The sequence below is a fragment of the Deinococcus sp. Marseille-Q6407 genome (genome assembly GCF_946848805.1).
In the GTDB taxonomy this organism is placed as follows: Bacteria; Deinococcota; Deinococci; order Deinococcales; family Deinococcaceae; genus Deinococcus.
In genome coordinates, this window is the sequence record NZ_CAMPFU010000003.1 from 394490 (window position 1) to 415076 (window position 20587).

The following is a 20587-nucleotide window of genomic DNA, read 5'->3' on the forward strand; positions in this document are numbered from 1 at the left end:
TTCCTTTCCAGAGGTGAACACCATGAACCTGTCCTTCGCAGACCCCAAGCCCAGCAACCAGATCGAAGACATGCTTTCCGAACACCAGACCGTCAACGAACTCTCGGTAGAACTACAGAACCTGCTGAACGGCGGCCTGGACCTGCTGCCTGAGGGCGTGGTGGACGCCCTGCGCGGTGAGTGGCTGGGCCACCCGCTGCACCCGGCGCTGGTGCATCTGCCGCTGGGCGGCTGGATGATCACAGCCCTGCTGGACTTTGCCCCGCTGGCCCAGGACGAACAGGAACGCGAGCAGTACGAGAAGGCGGCCGACACCGTGCTGCTGCTGAGCACCGTGGGTGCCGTGGGCACCGTGGCGGCCGGCTGGACTGAGTGGGCCACCGCCCGCGGCCAGGCCCGCCGCACCGGCCTGATTCACGGCGCCCTGAACGAAACCGCTTTTTTGCTGAGTGCCGGCTCGCTGCTGGCCCGCAAGCAAGGCAAGCGTGGCCTGGGCAAAGCGCTGAGCGGAGCGGGCCTGGGGCTGGCGCTGGCCGGCGGCCTGCTGGGCGGGCAGCTGGTGTACCGGCACCGGATGGGCTGAGCGCCAGTGGTGAGCTGAACCATGGCACAAGACTCGGAGCAGCCAGGCAGCCGCACAGCCGCACGGCCGAGTATGTGGCGGCTGGCCTGGCCGTTTTTGCGCTGCTGCTGTTGGAACTGTATCTGCTCCCCTGGCTGTCCCGTTTTTTGCCCAGCTGCAAGAGCCTGCAGCTCCTGTCAGGCTTGTTGCTGTTTGTGGACGGCCTGCCTCCGCTGCTCAGCCGGCACCTGCCGCAGCGGCGCACCTTTCATCCCATCCTGACCCCGTTCTTGCTGGGGTCCAGCTTGCTGCTGTTCCTGACGGCGCCGCAGTTCTGCTGAAGGCTGCTGGGCCAGGGAAACAAACTCAGCGCCGCAGCCAACGGCCGCCGCTTTCCTCGGCCAGGCCGGAGAGTTGCAGCATCATCAGGGCGGTTTGCAGTTCCGGCAGGCTCAGGCCAGTCAGGGCAGCCAGGTCGTCCAGCGTGCGCGGTTCGCTGAGGGCGGCGTAGACGGCGGCCTGTTCCGGGGGCAGGTCAGGCGCCTCCGCGGCCACAGGCTGAGCGACTGACCAGCCCAGCTCGGTCAGGATGTCGCCGGCGGTTTCGGTCAGCACGGCGCCCTCGCGCAGCAGGCGGTGGGGGCCAGCAGCCCGCAGGTCGCCGGCGCGGCCCGGCACCGCGAACACGGTGCGCCCGCACTCCAGCGCGTGGGTGGCAGTAATCAGCGACCCTGACTTCAGCTCGCCTTCCACCACCAGCACGCCGGCCGAGAGGGCCGCAATCAGGCGGTTGCGCTGGGGGAAATGGTGTGCCTTGGGCCCGGTGCCCAGCGGGTACTCGCTGATCAGCGTGAGCCGGCGGGCCAGGTCCACGTTCTCGGCCGGGTAGACCCGGTCCACCGCGTGCCCCACCACGCCCAGGCTGAGGCCGCCAGCGTCCACCGCAGCGCTGTGAGCCGCTGTGTCCACGCCGCGGGCCAGACCGCTGACCACCACCAGTCCGGCGCCAGCCAGCTCGGCGGCAATCTGGCGGGTCAGGCTCAGGGCGTGAGGGCTGGCGCTGCGGGTGCCCACTATCCCCACCGACGGCGGCACAGCCGGCAGCTCTGGCAGTGTCCCGCGCACCCACAGCACCGGTGGCGGGTCGCCCAGGGCTTCCAGCGCAGGCGGATACCCCGGCAGACCGCGCCCCAATAGCGTGATGTCCTTGCCCTGCTGCCGGGCGGCGGCCACCTTCTCCAGTTCCTGCTCGGCCGCTTCGGCTGGGACCGCCGTGCCGATGGCCGCAGCGCTGCGGCGGTCCAGCCCTTCCACCTCCCGCAGGGCGCCGGAGGGTGCCGCCAGCGCCTGCTGCGCCGAGCCGAAGTGCCGCCGCACCGCTTCCAGCCGGCGCGGGCCCAGGCCGGGAGTCAGGCGCAGGGTCAGCAGCGCCAGCAGTTCGGCACCGAAGGGGTCAGCGGCAGCCGGGCCAGGAACAGGGCCAGAGTCGAACAGGCTCACGCCCGCAGCATAGAGGAAGTAGGTACAGAAAGAAGCGTGCGCTGCCAGCCGGCCACGCCAGGCCGGCGCCGGTCAGTGCAGCGCCGAAACGGGGGTGGCTTCGGGCTCGTCGTCCTCAGCCCAGTCATCATCGTCGTCGCCACTATCCAGCAGGGCGTCAGGGATGCTGAGGCGGAACTCGGCGCCTCCGGCCGGGCCATTGCCGCCAGTCAGCTGCCCGCCGTGCAGCGCCGCAATCTGCCGGCTCACACTCAGACCCAGCCCGCTGGACCCGCTGCCGCTGACAAACGGGTCAAAAATACTCTCGCCCAGGTCGTCCGGTAGGCCGGGCCCGCTGTCATTCACCGTGAACTGCAACTGATCCCCCACCGCTTCCAGCGTCAGGGTGACCCGGCCGTCCGGCCCGGCGGCCCGGCGGGCGTTGGCCAGCAGGTTCCGCAGGGCCTGGGTCAGGCGGTCGGGGTCGCACAGAATCATGCCGCTCCAGTCGCCGGCGTACTCGGTGCCGGGCACCAGCCGCTCCAGCCGGTCGCGTAGGGTGCCGGCATGAATCAGGTGCCACACCAGCTTCATGTCCAGGTCACCTCGGGCCAGCTGCATCAGGTCCTGGGTGGTGAAGGTCAGCTCATCGGTGACCAGGGCCGCCTTCTGGATTTCGGGGTCGCCGCTGCGTTCGCCGGCGCGGTCCAGGGTGGCCTTGAGCACCGTCAGCGGGGCGCCCAGCTCATGCACGATCTGGCCCAGCAGCGCCTTTTCGCGGGTCTGCTGCGCGTCAATTCGCACCAGCAGCCGGTTGATGGCGCTGATCAGGCGGTGAACCTCGTCCTGGCGGTTGGGCAGCGGCAACGCGGCCACGCTATGGGCCGGGTCGATCTGATCGGCCAGCTCGGCAGCGCGGCCCAGGTGCGACAGCATCCGCTGGCCCAGCAGGTAGCCCAGCAGCAGGGTCAGCAGCGGCGTCACGATCATCGCCAGCAGCAGGGCGCGGCGGGCCGCCTCGCGGGCGTCCAGTAGAGATTCGCTGGGCAGCGCCACCCAGAGGGTCTGTCCCTCGAAAAAAGACCCGGTCAGCCGGCGCGACAGGCCCCGGAAAGGCACGCCGCCGGACATCAGGTCGCCGTCCAGCGGGTAGGGAAACTGATCCCCGATTTGCAGCGGCAGCGACGAATCCTTGGGCGCCAGAATCACCTTGCCGCCTTCGTCCAGCACCGCCGAGAAATTGTCCAGCGCCGGCCCCAGCGACTCGCCCAGGCCCTCGGAAGGACTGCTCAGCCGCAGCGACAATGTATCGGCCCGGTCAGCCAGACGCATCTGGAACTGGGTGTCCATGCCGCGCAGCAGCAGGGTCATCATGGCGCCGCCCACCAACGTGACCAGCACCAGCGTGACCAGGCTGAAGGCCAGCGCCAGCCGGAAGCGCAGGCTCTCGTGCCAGGCCACCTTGGCGTTACTCGGGGTCGGCAGGGGTGCGGGCACCGGGGCGCTCAGCTTTGCAGCACGTAGCCGACGTTGCGAATGGTGCGAATCCGCAGGTCCGAACCGGCGCCGTCGAGCTTCTTGCGCAGCTGCGAGATTCTCACCTCAACCGAGTTGGAGCTGGGGGTTTCCCAGCCGTAGAGGTGTGACTCGATATCGGCCCGGCTGAAGACCCGCTCGGGCGTGCGCATCATCAGTTCCAGAATGCGGGCCTCGTGCTCGGTGAGGTTGATGTTCTGCTCGCCCACCGTCATGGTGAGCGAACTGGTCGAGAGGCTGGTGTTGCCCAGGTTGACCCCGCCGCCCGACGCGGTGCGCCGCAGCAGCGCCGTGATGCGCGCTTCCAACTCGGGCATGGCGAACGGCTTGGTCAGGTAGTCGTCGGCGCCGGCGTTCAGCCCCGCCACCCGCTGCTGCACGTCGGAGCGGGCCGACAGCACCAGCACCGGCGTAGAGGAATACTGCCGCAGCTGCGTCACCAGGTCCAGGCCGTCACCATCGGGCAGGTTCAGGTCCAGCAGGATCAGCTGCGGGGCGTGGGTGCCCAGCCAGTCTTCGGCGGCGCGCAGGGTGGCCGCGTGCTGCACCTGATAATCGGCGTTCAGGTAATCGCGCAGCAGCGGTCCCAGGTGGGGATCATCTTCGACCAGCAGCAGTTGGGGCAACATTCAGCGTCCTCCGGAAATCTCGGTCAGTTCAAGTTTCAGTTTATAGCCGGCCAGAAATTTCTCCAACGTTTGCAGGCCGCCGGGCACCTTGATCAGCACCTGCCCGCCACGCACTTCACCCTCGTAGCGCGAGCGCAGGCCCGAATACAGCGTGCGGTTGCGCTCCAGGTCACTGCGCGAGAACAGAATCACCACGCCGCCCGAAGCGTCACGGACAATCTGCCCATGCATCGCACCGCCCTGTGATTCGCCGTAAGCCAGCTTGGTATCCAGGTTCTGGTCCCAGATCATCATGTCCAGTGCGCCGGCCGGCGCAGCCAGGCCAGAAAGTGCCAGCAGGGTGATCACCCCTCTGAACCATTTTCCAGCAATTTTATGTGTCATTTTTTTCTCCATTCCATGCTCGGGTTTTGCTGTGAGGCAAGGCCAAGGCGGCCTCAGCGCAGCTGTCAATACCCCCAGCATAAACAACCAAGCTGACGCCGAAGTGACCCGCGCCTGCATTTTCTTTAGCTGCCCTGAAACCGCAGAGCAATGCGCCGTATGGTGGCTGGCTATAGGGCAAGAGCGAAACAGCAAAGCGCCACCCGGCAGCCAGCGCGGGTGGCATCTCTCAGCAGCCGTGTCCAGGGCTGACACGGCCGCGTTCTTACATCGCTTCCAGCATCAGGCGGTCGGGGTTTTCCAGCAGGCGAATCACTTCCTTGCAGAAGCGGGCCGCCTCGGCGCCGTCCACCAGGCGGTGATCGAACGAGAGCGAGAGGTACATCATGTGCGCCACCTCGACCTCATCGCGCTCGTTGACGATGGGCCGCTTCTGGATGGAATGAATGCCCAGAATGGCCGCATCGGGCACGTTGATGATCGGGAAGGAGAACAGTGCCCCGATAGAACCGATGTTGGTGATGGCAAAGGTGCTGCCGGCCAGCTCGTCGGGCTTCAGCTGGCCTTCCTGGGCACGGCTGGAGAGGTCCACCACCTCGCGGGCCAGCTCGTACACCGATTTCTTGTCTACATCGCGCAGCACCGGCACGGTCAGCCCGGCCTCGGTCGCCACCGCCATGCCCATGTTGTAGTAACGCTTCTGCACGATTTCCTGGGTGGCCTCGTCCAGCGAGGTGTTGAGGCTAGGGTACTTCTTGAGCGCTGCCGCCACCGCCTTGAAGATAAACGGCAGATAGCTGATCTTGACCCCGGCCGCCGCCGCCTCGTCCTTGACCCGGCTGCGGAAGCGCACCAGCTGGGTCAGGTTGACCTCGTCCACCGTCAGGGCGCGCACGGTGTAGAGGTGGCTGGCCAGCATCTGGTTGGAGATGGCGCGGCGCATGCCCCGCAGCGGGACCCGGTCTTCAAGGTGCTCGTAGCCTTTGGGTGTGCGGTACTGCACCGGTGGCACCGGCAGGCCGCCCTGCCCGCCGCCCGCCGCAGCCGGGGCCGGAGTGGCCTGGGCCTTGAGGTGGCCCGCCACATCGGCAATCCGGATGCGGCCGTTGGGGCCGCTGCCCTTCACCTCCTGCAGATCAAGGCCCATTTCACGGGCCAGCTGCCGGGCCGCCGGCACCGCCAGTACCCGGCCGGGGCCGCTGCGGCTGGCAGCTGCCGTGGCACCCAGATTTCCAGCCTCACGGGCCGCCTGCGAAGGCGTGGCTGCACCCGGCTGGCCAAGACCCTGCACCCTCACGGCGCCGCCAGTTTCAAAAGCCTGGAAAAGACTGCTGGAATCGTCGTCTTTGGAGGCTGAGCCGCTTGCCGCACCCTGCGCCTGTTCCGTCTGGGGCAGTTGTACGTCGCTGGTCGCCGGGTTCTCGGCAGTGTCCTGAATAGCCTGCTCGGGGCTGGGCTGCGCACCGGCTGCCGGAGCAGCCCCGGCCGAAGCTGCTCCGCCGGTCTCGTCCAGTTGCAGAATCGGGGCGTGCACTGCCACCAGGTCGCCCTCCTTGACCAGCAGCCGGGCCACGGTGCCGGCAAAAGGGCTGGGCAGTTCCACCGTAACCTTGTCGGTCATCACTTCGCACAGCGGCTGTTCGGCAGTGACGCTCTCGCCTTCTGCCACCAGCCATTTGAGAATTTCACCCTCGACCACACTTTCGGCCAGTTCGGGCAGCAGCACTTCTTTCATGGATTACCTCGCTCGTTCATTTGTTGCTGGACTTCCTGGGATTCAGGAACTCCGGGAAATACGGGAAAAAGGAATGACAGCGGCGCAGCGCCGGGGGAGGGCAGAGACCCGGGCCGGGTCCCACCGCGCCTGCCGGCCTGGCACCGGGCCTAGTAGTTGAGCGCCTTCACGCAGGCGGCCGCGATGCGGTTTCCGCTGGGCAGGTAAATGCGGTCCTGCACGTAGGGGTAGGGCGTGTCGAAGCCCGCCACCTGCAGCACCGGCGCCAGCAGCGAATCGAACAGCGCCTCCTGAATGGAGTAAGCCACCTCGCCCATGAAATTGGCAGTGCGGGGCGCCTCGCTGACCAGCACTGCCCGGCCCGTCTTGGCGACGCTGGCCAGCACAGCTTCCTTGTCCCAGGGCATCAGCGAGCGCAGGTCCAGCACCTCGGCCTGCACACCTTCAGCGGCCAGCGCCTGCGCGGCGTCCAGCACGTCGGGCATCACCCCGCCGTACCCGATGATGGTGATGTCGCTGCCTTCACGGCGCAGCGCCGCCTTGCCGATAGGCACGGTGTAGTCGGCGGCCGGCACCTCGCCTTTGGCCGCACGGTAGAGCCGCTTGGGTTCGAAAAAGATCACCGGGTCCTGGCCGCGCAGCGCCGACTTGAGCAGGCCCTTGGCGTCGTAAGGCGTGCTGGGCATCACCACCTGCACCCCGGCCATATGCAGGTAGTAGCTTTCGGGGCTTTGGCTGTGGTGGTGCCCGCCCTTAACGCCCCCGCCGGACGGCGTGCGAATCACCAACGGCGCCGTGTCGTGGCCACCCGAGCGGTAGCGCATCTTGGCCACCTGAGACAGAATCTGGTCAAAAGCGGGGCCCATGTAATCGGCAAACTGGATTTCGGCCACCGGACGCATGCCGCGCACCGCCATGCCCACCGCGGCGCCCACGATGGCCGCTTCGGACAGCGGGGTATTGAAGACCCGGTGCTCACCGTGCTTGGCCGTCAGGCCAGCGGTTGCCATGAACACACCGCCACGCGGGCCCACGTCTTCTCCGAAAACCACCACCCGCTCGTCGCGGGTCAATTCCTCGTCAAGCGCCTCGGTCACAGCGGTAATCAGGTTAATGGTGCGGGTTTCGCTGGAAGCAGCCTGCGGGGCGGCCGGATTCTGGGACATCTCGGACTGATTGGCATCGTTCTGATTGGCGTCGTTCTGGGCGGCATTCTGGGCAGTCAGGCTCATACACCCACCTCCTGTTCGGCGCGCACGTAGGCTTCCTGCTCGGCCAGGTGCGGGGGTTGCTCGGCGTAAACGTCCTGAAACATCACGTCCCAGGTCGGCGCGCCGCTGGCGGCCGCTTCCTCGATAGCGGCGTTGAGCTCGGCGCCGATTTCCTGAGCCAGCGCTTCTTTTTCCTCTGGCGTGATGGGGTGGCCCAGCCCTGCCAGCAGTTTCTCTACCCGCTCAATCGGGTCGCGGCCGGTCCACTGCGCCACTTCCTCGCGGGTGCGGTACTGCTTTTCGGCGTCGGCGTCGGCGTTGGAGTGAGAACCCACCCGGTAGGTCAGCGCTTCCACAATGGCGGGACCTTCTCCGCTGCGGACATGCTCGGCCACCGCGCTCATCACTTCCAGCACGGCCACGATATCGTTGCCGTCCACGTAATAGCCGGGAATGCCGTAAGCGCGCGCCTTGACGTGAATGGTTTCGCTGGCCGTCTGGTTGGCCACGCCGGTGGAGATCGCCCACTGGTTGTTCTCGCAGACGAACATCACCGGGGCCTGTTTCACAGCGGCCATGTTGACCCCAGCGTGCCAGTCGCCCTCACTGGTTGCGCCGTCTCCGAAAGTACAGACAGTAATTTCGTCGGTGCCCAGATATTTTTGCGCCATGGCTGTGCCGGTCGCGGGCGGCACCTGCGAGGCGATGCTGGAACTGATCGAGACCACGTGCTGCTCGGGCGCACTGAAGTGGTGCGGCATCTGGCGGCCTTTGCACAGGTCAGAACTGGTGCCCATGATCTGGCTCATGATCTGCAGCATCGGCACGCCCAGAGTCAGCAGAATCGGGTGATCGCGGTAGTAGAGCCACCACCAGTCGTGCCCGGCGCGGCAGGCCAGGGCCAGCCCCACCTGGGTGGCTTCCATGCCGTGGGCCTGCGCATAAAAGCTGGTGCGTCCCTGCCGCAGCAGGGTGATCAGCTTGCGGTCGAATTCGCGGGCGCGGAACATCTCGCGGTGCAGCGACCGGATGAATTCAGGGGTGTATCGCTCCGGCAACGGCTGAAGCAGCTCGCCCTGTTCGGACACCCAGCAGATGGGTTCCGCAGTGAACGGTTGAATCTTCATGACTTGGCCTCCTGGTCCTTGGGCCTGGCAGGAGGCCAAGCAAGCTGGCCCCCGGGCCCTGTTTCTCCGCCTGACTGGTCAGAAAGGGTGCCAGGACATGCTGTCAGGCAGCGTCCTGCGTACCGGGAATGGCCAGTCAGGTCAAAGCTGAGTTGTGGGGTTATGCGTGGCCGCATCATAACCCAAACAGGGCACGCACAAGTGGGCAGAAGGCAGGGAGGAAGGCCACCAGAAGGCGTGCTGAACAGTCTTCCAGGCGGCTACTTGTTCAGAGATGTCTTACAACTCGCTATCATTTCGCCTCACGCCAGATGAGTGCCTAGAGGGCTTTACAGATGCTAAAAATAGGCCCGTGCCGGCCAGCTTCGGCGCCTCTATCGTTCCCGCCAGCACACAATGCCTGGCGTCTTCACTCGCTAAGCTGGCGGGCATGAAGAACCGCTGGAACGTCATAGTGATCGGCGGCGGCCACGCGGGAATAGAAGCCGCCTGGGCCGCTGCCAAGTTCGGCCGGGCCGCACTGCTGATCGGCAACCCGGCCACCATCGGCCGGATGCCCTGCAACCCGTCGGTGGGCGGCCCCGGCAAAAGCCAGCTGGTGTTCGAGCTACAAGCCCTAGGCGGCCTGATGCCGACGCTGGCCGACCAGACTGCCATTCACACCCGGGTGCTGAACGCCAGCAAGGGCCCGGCGGTGCAGTCGCTGCGGGTGCAGAACGAGCGCGACCAGTACGCTACAGCGGCTCAGGACGCGCTGCTGAATGTAACGGACCTGGACATCCTGCGCGGCGAAGCGGCCGACCTGGAAAGTGACGGCCAGGGCGGCTGGTGGGTCATCACCACCGACGGCCGGCGCTTCCGGGCCCGCAGCGTGGTCATCGCCGCTGGCACCTTCATGCGCGGCGTGACCTGGTACGGCCGGCAGTCGCGTCACGAGGGCCGCCAGGGTGAGCCGCCTTCCCGCTTTCTCAGCGGCGCCCTGGAACGGGGCGGCCACAGCCTCAAGCGCTTCAAGACCGGCACCCCGCCGCGGGTGCGGGCCGACTCGGTCCGTTTCGAGGACCTGACTGTCATCCCGGCCGACCGCCCGGCCCGCAGCTTTACCGGCACACCCGGACCGCTGGCCGAGGCCTCCCCCACCTGGCAGACCCACACCACGCCGCATACCCATGAGCTGGTGCGGGCCAACATCGGTTACTCGCCCATGTACGCCGGCGATATCGACGCCACCGGCGCCCGCTACTGCCCCAGCATCGAGGACAAGATCATGCGCTTTGCCCATCACGACCGGCACCTGCTGTTCGTGGAACCAGAAGGCCTCCAGACCAGCGAGGTGTATCTGCAGGGCTTTTCCTCCAGCCTGCCGCCCGAGGTGCAGGACATCCTGGTGCGCACACTGCCCGGCTTCGAGCAGGCAGTGATTCAGCGCTACGCCTACGCAGTGGAATACGACGTGGTGGATTCCACCGAGCTGACCATGAACCTCGAATCGCGCCGGCTGCCCGGCGTCTACACCGCTGGACAGATCAACGGCACAAGCGGTTATGAGGAAGCGGCCATGCAGGGGCTGGTGGCCGGCACTGCCGCCGCCCGCCGCGCCGCCGACCTGCCTGAAATGACCTTCAGCCGCGCCGACGGATACCTGGGTGTGCTGCTGGATGATCTGATTCTCAAGGGCTGCGACGAACCCTTCCGGATGATGACCAGCCGGGTAGAACACCGCCTGCTGGTCCGGCAGGACAACGCCGACGAGCGCCTGACTCTGCTGGGCCACCAGCTGGGTCTGGTCCCGGCCGAGCGGCTGGCGGCAGTGCAGGAGAAATACGCCCGGGTGGAAGCTGGCCGGCAGGCCCTGACCCGCGAGAAGCTGGAAGGCAAGCCGGCCGACAGCTGGCTGCGGCGCCCTGAGATAACCCTGGCTGAACTCGAAGAGAGGGGCATCACCCTGCCCCCGCTGGACCGGGAGGAAAAAGAATCGCTGGAAATCCAGGTGAAATACGCTGGCTATCTGGAACGTGCCCGCCGGCAGCTGAACGCTGAAGCCAAGGCCGGCCGCTTGAGCCTGAGTGGCGTGGACTTCGGCGCTGTGCCGGCCCTCTCACTGGAAGGCCGCGAAAAGCTACTGAAGCACGCCCCGGCCACGGTTGAGCAGGCCAGCCGCATTCAGGGTGTCCGGCACACCGACATCAGCGCACTGCTGGTGCATCTGAAGCAGCGTCAAGCTGCTGCGGAACCGGCCTAACCCCTCTTCTGTTTCACCGCAGCGGGAGGGACCAGGCTTGTTTCACGTGAAACGACAACTGAACAATTCCTCGAATGTTTCATGTGAAACATCGGCGGGCCCGGCCTGATGGCTATACTGCCAGGAATGATGTCTGACAGTGCCGCCCCTGCCGACGCCCATCCGCCCGCTGCCCTTTCGGAAACGGGCCGGTCCCTGCTCAGAGAGGCGGCAGCCGAAGCCGGTCAGCCACTGACCGCCGCGCAAGAGGACCTATTTGACCACCTCTACCGCCGCTTGCAGGAGGGCTCGGCACAGATGAACCTGACAGCACTGCAAAGCGAGCAAGATGTGGTGCTCAAGCACTTTGTAGATTCGCTGAGCTGCCTGAACGCTGAGGCCTGGCAGGGTGCAGTTAAGGTGCTGGACCTGGGCACCGGAGCCGGCTTTCCAGCACTGCCGCTGGCCATTGTGCGGCCGGAACTGCAAATCACGGCGCTGGACGCCACCGCCAAAAAGGTGGCTTTTGTGGAACGGACCGCCCGTGAACTGGGAGTGAATGTCAGTGGCCTGAGCGGCCGTGCCGAAGAAATAGGCCGCGACGAACAGCACCGCGGCCAGTATGATGTCGTGGTAACGCGGGCGGTCGCGGCGCTGCCGGTCCTGGCCGAGCTGGCCCTGCCGCTACTCAAAGTCGGTGGAGTGCTGGTCGCTCAGAAAGGGCAGCTTTTCGACGAGGAACGCGCTGCTGGCCTGCGGGCTGCTGAGCAAATTGGCGGCGAACTGGCCGAAGAGTGGCAAGGGACTTTGCCGGTACTGGGCGACCCCCGCAGCCTGATCGTGCTGCGTAAAGTCACGCAAACGCCCGAGACATACCCCAGAAGAACCGGCGTTCCTAACAAACGCCCGCTCGGCTAAACTCTCTCTCCCGAATCTTCGCGCCGCTGCAGGCCCCTTCGCCTGAACAGACGGCAGCATCCGAATCCATGAACCGAGGCCGCACAGTGAAAATAATAGGAATCGTCAACCAGAAAGGCGGGGTTGCCAAGACCACCACAGCGGTGAACCTGGCCGCTTATCTGGCCGCGCAGGACCGCCGGGTGCTGCTGCTGGATATGGACCCGCAGGGCAACGCCAGCAGCGCGCTGGGCCTGCGTGGCGCCGAAGCCGGACTGTATGAGGCGCTGGGCCTGCCCAGCAAAGTCAGCGAGTATATTCAGCCTTCGGTACAGCCGGGGCTGGACGTGCTGCCGGCCACTCCGGATCTGGCCGGCGCCGGCGTCGAACTGGCCGACGACCCGGACGCCCTCTCGCGGCTGTTGGCCAGCGTGAGCGGGTACGATCTGGTCATTATCGACGCGCCGCCCAGCCTGGGGCCGCTGACCGTCAACGTGCTGGCGGCAGCGCAGCGCCTGATCATTCCGTTGCAAGCCGAGTATTTTGCGCTGGAAGGGCTGGCAGGCCTGATGGAAACGGTGGAGCGGGTGCAGGAGAGCCTTAACCCCCAGCTGCAGGTCATGGGTGTGGTGCTCACGCTGTTCGATGGCCGCACCAATCTGGCGCAGGAGGTCGAGACGACGGTGCGCCAGCACTTTGGCCCCCTGGTCTTCAAGGCGGTCATTCCGCGCAACGTGCGGCTGTCGGAAGCGCCCAGTTTCGCGCAGCCGATTAACCTGTTTGCGCCCAGTTCGCTGGGGGCCGCCGCCTATCAGCGTCTGGCCGAGGAGGTGATTGAACGTGCCGAAAAGTCCTAAGAAACCCAGCCTGGGCCGTGGTCTGGACGCCCTACTGAGCCGCAAGGACAGCCCCAAAGTTCAGGGCAGTGCCGGGAGCACCGAGCAGCTCAGCGAGCCGGAGCAGGAGAAACGCGGCGTGCAGCTGCTGCCCACCCACCGAGTCACCCAGGCGGCCTATCAGCCCCGGCAGGTCTTCGAGCCCACCGCGCTGGCTGAACTGGCCCAGAGCATCCGCGAAAAAGGCATCTTGCAGCCGCTGCTGGTGCGCCCCCGGGGAGACGGCTTTGAAATCGTGGCCGGCGAGCGGCGCTGGCGGGCCTCGCAGCTGGCCGGCGTGGATGAACTGCCGGTCATCATCCGCGATCTGTCGGACCGTGAAGCGCTGGAAATCGCCATCATCGAGAACCTGCAGCGTGAGGACCTCGGCCCACTGGAAGAAGCCCGCGCCTACAAGACCCTGATGGAGCATGGGCTGAATCAGGAAGGAGTGGCGCAGGCTGTGGGGAAAGGCCGCAGCACAGTGGCCAATGCCCTGCGGCTGCTCAGCCTGCCGGGGGCAGCCCTGCAGGCGCTGGAAGCCGGCGAAATCAGCGCCGGGCACGCCCGCGCCATTTTGGCCCAGCCGGAAGACGACCGGCTCTGGGCGCTGGACCAAATTCGCCGCCGCTCCCTGAACGTGCGCGAGGCCGAAGCCCTACGCCGGGGCCGTGAAACGGAAGTGCCGGCGCCAGTCAAGGTCAATCCACCGCGGCCGTTCAAGCAACTTGAGGTGGACCTCAGCCGCCGGACCGGCACCCGGGTCAAAATCACTGGCGAGGACAAAGGCCGCATTGAGCTGAACTACGGCTCACGTGAGGAGCTGGAGCGGCTGCTGGGACTGCTGGGCTACGGCGACGCAGAGGGGTAAACGGCGCCACTCAGCAGGTGAGCTTTTCAAAGTGGCCGTCCGGGGAGAGTTCCAGGCGGCCGCTTTTATTTGCCCAGGGCCGGCAGGAGAGAGGGCACCCGGCCCAGCCGGGAAAGCTTAAACTGAGGTATGTCCAAGCCTGCCGAAGGGTTCAGCCGCATTGCGGTCGGTATCGATTTCTCGCCTTCTTCGCTTTACGCGCTGGAAGTGGCCCGCACCCGTTTTCCGGGAGCAGAGATTCTGCTGCTGCACACGGTAGACGTGCGCCTGACCGCCTCGCCAGACATCATGGGCGGAATGACGCCGATGAGCTACGACCCGGCGCTGATGGAATCGGTGGAAAAGAGCGACGGTCAGCAGCTGGCCAGCCTGGTCCGGGAAGGCGAAAGCCATGAGCAGCTGGTGGGCGAACCGGTCAACAGCTTGCTGGACGCTGTGCGCGAGTGGCAGGCCGATCTGCTGATCGTGGGCACCCACGCCCGCGGCCCCCTGGAGCATTTCTTCCTGGGCAGCACCGCCGAGAAGCTGGTGGCCCGCAGCCACGTGCCGGTGCTGACCGTGCGGCTCCCCCGGAAGCCCCGCGCGGAACAGGGCACGCCCCGCTGAACAGGCCTGTGTCACACTGTGCCCCTGCCAGGGCATAACGCAAACCAGCCGGGAGACTCTCTGTATCTTCCGGCTGATTTATTTGGGTAAGTTTCAGGGACCGTCAGTAAATTCGCCGCTGATGCGGACCCCTTTGGACGCCCAGGCCACCGCCTCATCGCGCCCGAGGTCATAAAGAATCTCAGCCGCCTGCAAGCGTTCATCACCACGGGTGGTCACGGCAGGTTGCTCGGGCGTGCCGATCAGGCGGGCCAGGTTGGCCGCGTCATCGTATTCGACCCGCGCCGCCCGGCTGACCCGGCCCCCGCTGGAATTCAGCACCACGTTACCCACCAGAACAGTGCGCTCGCTGTCCACATTGACCTCGATGCTCTCGGCTGTTCCGGTCAGCGAGTTGGAGGCGTTCTCGCCGCTGCCTGCACGCTGAAAGGAGATAGGTCCGGTGATCCGGGCGATACCGTCGGACTCATCGTATTTGAGGCTCTGCCCGGTCAACCGGGTCTGACCCTGGGTCACCTGCACCGCGCCGGGCTGCTCCTGCCGCTCCACCGCCACGCTGCAAAGGCTCAAGCGGTCGGTGGCCCCGGGCGGCGGTTCATCTAGGAAGCGTGCGGTGCCCCCGCCGGCCTCAATGTTGCCGTCGCCAGAGCTGCCGTCGGATTTCTGCCTCTGGGTGACCAGCGTCAGCGGAACCCGGATGACGTTCTTGTCAATCGAGATTTCCACGCCGCCCGCGCCTGATTCACTGAAAACGGCCAGAGTCGGGGTATCCGGCGTCGCGCCTTCCTGTGGCTGGCAAAAGGCAAAGACACCGCTGGTGTCATCGGTGCTCTTGCGCACCACCTGGATTCGGCGCTGCTTTCCGTCATTGCCCTGGCGTACCAGTTCCAACGAGGAATACTCGTCGCCGGGGGCAGGGGCCTCAGGCGCAGCCGCCGGTGCACTGTCAGACGGCTCCTCAGCACCGGAAGTTTCGGCCGCCCAGCGTTCAATTTCATCCCAGCCTTCATCGGACCAGCTGTCATTCGGCCAGCTGCCGGTATCATCTGCAGCTGCGCCTGAGGCCGAAGCTGCAGATGCGGCAGTAGAAGAGACTGTAGGGGCAGGCGCCGGAGCCGCCGGAGCTGAACTGGAAACTGGGGGCGCCGGCCAGGCCCGCTGAGCCAGGGTCGTGCCCGGGCCCAGCAGCAGCGCCAGACCCAGGCTGCCCGAAATAAGGTGGGAACGGCGAAGCCTGAGCAGCGAGCGGCGTTTCATAGGGGTCAGAAGATCCCGGTGCCCGGCTTATTCGCCGCGCAGTTTGAACTGCGAGGTGGGAATGTTGTAGCCGCTGTTCAGGGTACGCACGCGGGCCAGGTCGGTGCGCTGTTCCAGGGCGCCGCTGGAAGGCGCACGCACGGTGCTGCCGGACTTGGAGTCACGGCTGACTGCATTGCCCACCACATAGGCCACGTTCTTGTTGTCGTCATAAAACAGGGCATTGCCGGTGGTGGTAATGGAGCCTTGCACCAGCTTCACGTTGTCCTTGACGTAGACAGTCTTGCTACCGGTCAGGGCGCGGACCTGTCCGCCGGTGATCAGCAATTCTTTCTGGTTGCCCCGGGCGTCTTGGCGCAAACGGGGCGAGCCGGTCAGCACACCCAGCTCACGGTCCTCGTCGAAGACCAGCTGTGCGGCGGCAGCGCTCTGGTTGCCCTGGCGCAGCACCACGCTGCCCTTGGAGGTCGAGATGTTCTTGTCCACGTCCAGGCTCATGCTCTGGCCCTTGATCTGCACGATTTCGCCGCGGTTGCGGTCTTCGGGCACAAAAGACGCCCGCGCGTTGCCACGCAGTACCCCTTCACCGGTGCCTTCGTTGTAGACCAGTTCCGAACCCTGGGCCGACAGGCGGCCGCGCTGCACCCGCACGTCGCCGGCAAAGCGCGAGTTGCGCCGGCCCTGCGACCCCACGATGGTCTGACCCTGCGGCGCCGCCAGTCGGGCTTCACGGGCGGTGATGCTCAGCGTGCTGACCTTGGCCTGCACCGGGTTGCCGCTAAAGACGATGGGGCCGTTGCGCAGGTCACCCCGCGGCGAACCCTGAATGTTGATGATGCGGTTGGCGTTGGCCTGAGCCAGCACGCCGGTGCCGGCCACAGCCAGCAGACCCAGAGCAATGGCTTTTTTGGTGCTAGGAATCAGAGACATGGGGTTCCTCCTCAGGAAGCGGGCAGTGAATCAGGAAGCGAGAGTGAAAAAGTGGGGTGGGGGAGTACAGAATGGTGTGCCGGCACGAGCCGGACAGAGCGCCCACTCAGACCGGGACGCGCTGGCCGTTCACGCACTGTTCGGTGGCGTTCATATCCCAACCGAAGTTGGATTTATCGCTGCTTTCCAGAATCTCGAAGCCGAAGGTCATCTTCATATCCAGCACCTTGCCGGTAATCGCGGGCGAATCCAGCTCGGCCAGCGGCGCGCTAAAGCCCACGTTCTGCTCCACCCGCACCGGTTGCTGGTCATTCCCGGTCAGTTTGACCTTGGCGCATTCCTTGACCAGCATGATGGTGGCCGAGTCGGTCACCATGTCGTCCTGACGGTCAATGGTGAGATCGTCAGCGGTCAGGCCGGCGTCCAGCACGGTTTTCCCGGTGGGCTGGCCGTTGGTGCTTTGCTCCGGCACCCAGCGGCCGCCGTCCTTGAGGGCAGAGAGATGGGTCTCACCGCTGAGCGGGTCGTTGACCACCTGATCGGCTTCGAATTTCCAGAAAGCGTCCGGGTCACTGGCCGGATAAAGAGTCAGCGAAACGCCTTCCAGGGTGGCCCCGGTCTGGGTACGCGGACTGCTGACCGGCAGCAATGCAAACACGACTGCAAACAGCAGCAGCGCACCCAGAATGTAGGAACCAACTTTCAGCACATCCGCACTCTAGAAGCCGCTCTCATGAGAGTGATGGGCCTTCCCTGACAGCCTTTTGACCAGTCTCGCAGAAACGCGTCAGCCTGGGGCGCTAGGCTCCGGGCCATGAACACCAACAGGTTTCCGGGCGTGACCAGATGGCTTCTTCCGCTGGCCCTGTTGGCGGCGCCGGCGGCATTGGCTCAGCCCGGCCCAGATGCACTGGGCCGGCGAGGTCCGGGCGCGGGTATTGGCAGTGCAGCAGGGCCGCTGGCAATTCCAGACGTTGGTCTGGCGCCCTGGAACGCCGTCCCGCGCCACTGGGAACGCGCCGTACCTGGCCGATGTTACCGGAAGTGGCGACGACCTGCGCCTGACCATCGCCCGCTGAACTGAGCCGGCCTCAGCGGGCCCAGGGGGTCAGCCAGCGTTCCAGCGCGCGCATGGTCAGGTTGCCCAGCAGGGCCAACAGCGCCACTGGAACGGCACCTTCCAGGATCAGCGCCAGGTTGTCGGCACCCAGACCGGCAACGATAGGTACGCCCAGGCCGCCGGTGCCCACCATCGGCGCCAGGGTGGCGGTGGCGATGGTCAGCACCAGCGCCGTGCGGATGCCCGACAGGATAGCCGGCAGCGCCACCGGGACTTCCAGCCGCCACAGCTGCTGCGCCGGGCTGAGGCCCAGGCCACGGGCAGCGTCCAGCACGGGTGTTTCGACTCCCTGCAGGCCCAGCACGGTAGAGCGGGTCACCGGCAACAGGGCGTAAAGGGTGAGCGCCGCGATGGCGCCAATGTTTCCGAAACCCACCAGCGGCAGCGCCAGAAACAGCACTGCAATCGGTGGAAACGTCTGGCCTACCGTGGTGAGGTTGTTGACCAGCGGCAGGAAGGGACGGCCCTGCGGGCGGGTGGCCCAGGTACCCAGCCCTACCCCGATCACCAGCACCAGCGCCATGGTGAAGCCGGTCAGAGCCAGGTGTTGCCAGGTCAGCTGCCAGAGAGTATTGCGCTCGTACACGGGCGTGCTGACATTCGGAAAGAGGCGGTGCATGGTGCGGGCCCAGAGGTCCTGGGCCGAGACCAGCCAGAAGAAGGCCGCCCAGCCTGCGGCCAGCAGCGCGGCCTGGGCGCTGGGCCAGTTCACGCGCTGCGGCTCCCGGGTTCAGCGGGTGCGGCGCCGGCTCCCGTTGTCCCGGCCGCCGCGCCTCTGCCAGCTGGAGCGGCAAAGTCGCTCAGGTGCAGCGAGCCCACCACCTCGCCGGAAGGAGCCAGCACCTGCGCCGGTTGGCCGCCGGCACCCAGAAGGGCCGACAGGGCCCGGTCGGCGGTCCAGTCCAGGCCCACCTGCCCACGGGCGGCCGGGTCAGGCGGGCGCATATAGTCGGCAGCGGTACGCAGGCCCAGGCGCAGCAGCTCGCGGCTGTCGCCCATAAAGGAGGCCACAAAGGGATTGGCAGGGCGGTGCAGCAACTCGTCAGGCGGGCCGAACTGCTGAATCATCCCGTCGCCCAGCAGGCAGACGTGGTCGCCCAGCCGTACCGCTTCTTCCACATCGTGAGTGACGAAGAGGATGGTCTGGCCCAGCTCATGCTTGAGCTGAATGAACTGGTCCTGCAGGCCCTCACGGGTGATCGGGTCCAGGGCGCTGAACGGTTCATCCATCAGCAGATAGGCGGGGTCGGCAGCCAGAGCGCGGGCGATGCCCACCCGCTGCTGCTGCCCGCCCGAGAGCTGCCGGGGGTAGCGGTCGGCGTAAGCGGCCGGCTCCAGGCCCATCAGATTCATCAGTTCCTGGGCACGCTGGCGGCGCTGCGCAGCCGGCACCCCGGTGATGCTGGGCACCAGTTCCACGTTCTGGGCCACGGTCAGGTACGGAAAGAGGCCCACGCTCTGGATCACGTAACCGATGTTGCGCCGCAGCTCCACCACATCAGTCTCGGCCACGTTCTGGCCGTCCACCCAGACGCTGCCGGAGGTGGGTTCCAGCAGCCGGTTGACCAGGCGCATCAGGGTGCTTTTGCCGCTACCGCTGGGGCCGATCAGAACCACCAGTTCGCCCTCGGGCACCTGCAGGTTAATGCCGTTCAGCACCGGCGGGCCGCCGGCGAACTGCTTGACGATGTCTCTAAATTCGATCATGGCTGGATTCTCCTCATCCCTGCGCTCCTTCCGAGCCGGGCAGTTCCCCGCGCAGGCCCGGCGGGGTCAGCTGCTGGCCCAGCCAGCCCACTGCCCCGCTCAGCAGCAGGGCGATCAGGACAATCGGCAGGGCGCCCAGCAGCACCAGGTCCGGCACGTTCCCTTCCACCCCGCGCTGGATGAAAAAGCCCAGGCCGCCTGCGCCGATCAGGGGAGCGATGGTCGCAATGCCGAATGTCAGCACCAGCGCGGCCCGGATGCCTTCCATGATGAACGGCAGGGCGATGGGCCACTCGGCGCGGCGCAGAACCTGGCCCTCGGTCATGCCCAGGCCACGGGCCGCGTCGATCAAGGCCGACGGCACCGAGCGCAGCCCCACGAAAGTGTTGTTGACGATGGGCAGCAGGGCGTAGATGGTCAGGGCCAGCAGCGCGGGCGCCGCACCGATGCCGCGCACGCCCCAGCTGGAAAGCGGCGCACTCAGCGACCAAGCCTGCGGGCTGAAGCCACGGCCACCCAGCCAGAGGCCTTCCAGCGCTCCGATCAGGGCCAGGCCGCCCAGCAGCAGCAGCGCCTGCAACCCCAGCAGCGCCGCCAGACCGCCCAGCAGGCCGGGAAGGCGCTGGTCGCCGAACAGCCGGCGCAGCACTGCGCCCACCAGAACGGCGCCCCCCGCCCAGGCCAGATAGGTGCCCACCGTGGTTCCATGCCCCAGGGCCGAGAAAACCGGCAGCACCAGCCCGAACAGCGCCACCGAGGGGATGGTCTGCAAGAAGCCGGCCACGCCCAGCACGCTGCCCGAGAGCCGCTCGCTGCGGGCAGCAGCCAGGCCTAGCGGCAGGCCCAGAATCAGCGCCAGCAGCAGGGCCGTCAGGCTGAGGACCAGGTGCAGCCCCAGCTGCGGCCAGAAAGTACCGGCAATGTTGGCGTATTCCTGCGCCAGGCCCAAGTCCTGCCACCAGCCCAACAGCGGCACGGCGGCAAACCCAGCCAGCCCCAGCACCCCGGCCAGGCGACCGGCGCCGCCCAGGCGGCTGAGCCCGAAGCCAGCGATATACAGGGCCAGTACATTCACCCAGAAGCCGCTGGCGGGGGACACCCGGGAAAGTGGGCCAGCGTCGCCGGCCAACTGGGTTGCGGCGGCCCCCAGCAGCCAGCTGACCGCCACGCTGGCCAGCACAAACAGCAGTGGACCGGCCAGGCGGCGCAGGCGCTCACCCGCAAAGGCCAAGGCGCCCAACGCCAACCACAATGCGGGCAACGCGGCCCCCAGCGGCACGCTGCCGAGCAGCCGGACGCCTTCGCCCAGCACCAGCCGGTTGGCCCGGAAATTGACCCAGGGGAGCAGCAATGACAGCAGACCCAGTGCAGCGCCCAGCAGCAAGATGGGATCAGGGCGGGCGCGGTTCATCCGTTCACTTTAGGTCAAGGCTGCCGCAG

General features: G+C 66.4%; 21 protein-coding genes. 8 read left to right on the plus strand and 13 right to left on the minus strand.

What is annotated here, in order from left to right; translation table 11 throughout:
• The first annotated feature begins 22 nt into the window (after positions 1-22).
• Both OCI36_RS09080 and OCI36_RS09085 read left to right on the plus strand, forming a co-directional pair.
• Positions 23-583, plus strand: coding sequence for a DUF2231 domain-containing protein (locus OCI36_RS09080; protein ID WP_261664756.1), 561 nt, complete (start codon positions 23-25; stop codon positions 581-583).
• Positions 584-777: 194 nt separating this feature from the next.
• Positions 778-903 (plus strand): hypothetical protein, encoded by a 126-nt coding sequence (locus OCI36_RS09085; protein ID WP_261664757.1) that lies wholly within the window; start codon positions 778-780, stop codon positions 901-903.
• A gap of 25 nt (positions 904-928) precedes the next feature.
• Here OCI36_RS09085 and dprA read toward each other — a convergent pair whose 3' ends face one another.
• From dprA to OCI36_RS09120, 7 genes are all read right to left on the minus strand, one after another.
• On the minus strand, positions 929-2062 hold the full coding sequence (gene dprA, locus OCI36_RS09090) for a DNA-processing protein DprA (RefSeq protein WP_261664758.1): 1134 nt from the start codon (positions 2060-2062) through the stop codon (positions 929-931).
• A gap of 72 nt (positions 2063-2134) precedes the next feature.
• A complete protein-coding gene (locus tag OCI36_RS09095) occupies positions 2135-3538 on the minus strand; it encodes a sensor histidine kinase (protein WP_261664759.1) in 1404 nt (467 codons plus the stop codon).
• An 8-nt stretch (positions 3539-3546) separates the two neighbouring features.
• On the minus strand, positions 3547-4206 hold the full coding sequence (locus OCI36_RS09100; protein WP_261664760.1) for a response regulator transcription factor: 660 nt from the start codon (positions 4204-4206) through the stop codon (positions 3547-3549).
• On the minus strand, positions 4207-4590 hold the full coding sequence (locus tag OCI36_RS09105; RefSeq protein ID WP_261664761.1) for a hypothetical protein: 384 nt from the start codon (positions 4588-4590) through the stop codon (positions 4207-4209).
• A 265-nt stretch (positions 4591-4855) separates the two neighbouring features.
• Complete coding sequence (locus OCI36_RS09110) at positions 4856-6325, minus strand: dihydrolipoamide acetyltransferase family protein (protein WP_261664762.1); 1470 nt, start codon at positions 6323-6325, stop codon at positions 4856-4858.
• Positions 6326-6474: 149 nt separating this feature from the next.
• The gene (locus OCI36_RS09115; protein ID WP_261664900.1) at positions 6475-7491 is read right to left on the minus strand and encodes an alpha-ketoacid dehydrogenase subunit beta; all 1017 of its coding nucleotides are present in this window, start codon (positions 7489-7491) and stop codon (positions 6475-6477) included.
• A gap of 62 nt (positions 7492-7553) precedes the next feature.
• Positions 7554-8663, minus strand: coding sequence for a thiamine pyrophosphate-dependent dehydrogenase E1 component subunit alpha (locus tag OCI36_RS09120; RefSeq protein WP_261664763.1), 1110 nt, complete (start codon positions 8661-8663; stop codon positions 7554-7556).
• A 430-nt stretch (positions 8664-9093) separates the two neighbouring features.
• Between OCI36_RS09120 and mnmG the strand changes: the two genes are divergently transcribed.
• From mnmG to OCI36_RS09145, 5 genes are all read left to right on the plus strand, one after another.
• Entirely contained in the window at positions 9094-10905 is a 1812-nt protein-coding gene (gene mnmG / locus OCI36_RS09125) for a tRNA uridine-5-carboxymethylaminomethyl(34) synthesis enzyme MnmG (protein WP_261664764.1), read from the plus strand.
• Positions 10906-11031: 126 nt separating this feature from the next.
• Complete coding sequence (rsmG, locus tag OCI36_RS09130) at positions 11032-11802, plus strand: 16S rRNA (guanine(527)-N(7))-methyltransferase RsmG (RefSeq protein WP_315941268.1); 771 nt, start codon at positions 11032-11034, stop codon at positions 11800-11802.
• Between the two features lie 86 nt (positions 11803-11888).
• Entirely contained in the window at positions 11889-12638 is a 750-nt protein-coding gene (locus OCI36_RS09135; protein WP_315941274.1) for a ParA family protein, read from the plus strand.
• Entirely contained in the window at positions 12622-13527 is a 906-nt protein-coding gene (locus tag OCI36_RS09140; protein WP_261664766.1) for a ParB/RepB/Spo0J family partition protein, read from the plus strand. The genes OCI36_RS09135 and OCI36_RS09140 overlap by 17 nt, the downstream gene beginning before the upstream one ends.
• 129 nt (positions 13528-13656) lie before the next feature.
• The gene (locus OCI36_RS09145) at positions 13657-14133 is read left to right on the plus strand and encodes a universal stress protein (protein WP_261664767.1); all 477 of its coding nucleotides are present in this window, start codon (positions 13657-13659) and stop codon (positions 14131-14133) included.
• A 93-nt stretch (positions 14134-14226) separates the two neighbouring features.
• Here the strand turns inward: OCI36_RS09145 and OCI36_RS09150 are convergent, their stop codons facing one another.
• From OCI36_RS09150 to OCI36_RS09160, 3 genes are all read right to left on the minus strand, one after another.
• Positions 14227-15390 carry an LptA/OstA family protein gene (locus OCI36_RS09150; RefSeq protein ID WP_261664768.1) on the minus strand — a complete coding sequence of 388 codons (1164 nt, stop codon included), beginning with the start codon at positions 15388-15390 and terminating at the stop codon, positions 14227-14229.
• A 27-nt stretch (positions 15391-15417) separates the two neighbouring features.
• Positions 15418-16320 carry an LptA/OstA family protein gene (locus OCI36_RS09155; RefSeq protein ID WP_261664769.1) on the minus strand — a complete coding sequence of 301 codons (903 nt, stop codon included), beginning with the start codon at positions 16318-16320 and terminating at the stop codon, positions 15418-15420.
• A 106-nt stretch (positions 16321-16426) separates the two neighbouring features.
• Positions 16427-17029, minus strand: coding sequence for a hypothetical protein (locus OCI36_RS09160; RefSeq protein WP_261664770.1), 603 nt, complete (start codon positions 17027-17029; stop codon positions 16427-16429).
• A 196-nt stretch (positions 17030-17225) separates the two neighbouring features.
• On the opposite strand from OCI36_RS09160, the gene OCI36_RS09165 reads away from it, so the two are divergent.
• A complete protein-coding gene (locus OCI36_RS09165) occupies positions 17226-17399 on the plus strand; it encodes a hypothetical protein (RefSeq protein ID WP_261664771.1) in 174 nt (57 codons plus the stop codon).
• Between the two features lie 12 nt (positions 17400-17411).
• On the opposite strand, the gene OCI36_RS09170 is transcribed toward OCI36_RS09165, so the two are convergent.
• Genes OCI36_RS09170 through OCI36_RS09180 form a run of 3 tightly spaced genes read right to left on the minus strand, consistent with a single transcriptional unit; the run spans position 17412 to position 20558 of the window.
• Positions 17412-18152 carry an ABC transporter permease gene (locus OCI36_RS09170; protein ID WP_261664772.1) on the minus strand — a complete coding sequence of 247 codons (741 nt, stop codon included), beginning with the start codon at positions 18150-18152 and terminating at the stop codon, positions 17412-17414.
• Entirely contained in the window at positions 18149-19147 is a 999-nt protein-coding gene (locus OCI36_RS09175) for an ABC transporter ATP-binding protein (protein WP_261664773.1), read from the minus strand. Before OCI36_RS09175 ends, OCI36_RS09170 begins: the two co-directional genes overlap by 4 nt.
• Positions 19148-19160: 13 nt before the next feature.
• Positions 19161-20558, minus strand: a complete 1398-nt coding sequence (locus OCI36_RS09180; RefSeq protein ID WP_261664775.1) for an ABC transporter permease — start codon at positions 20556-20558, stop codon at positions 19161-19163.
• Between the last annotated feature and the right edge of the window lie 29 nt (positions 20559-20587).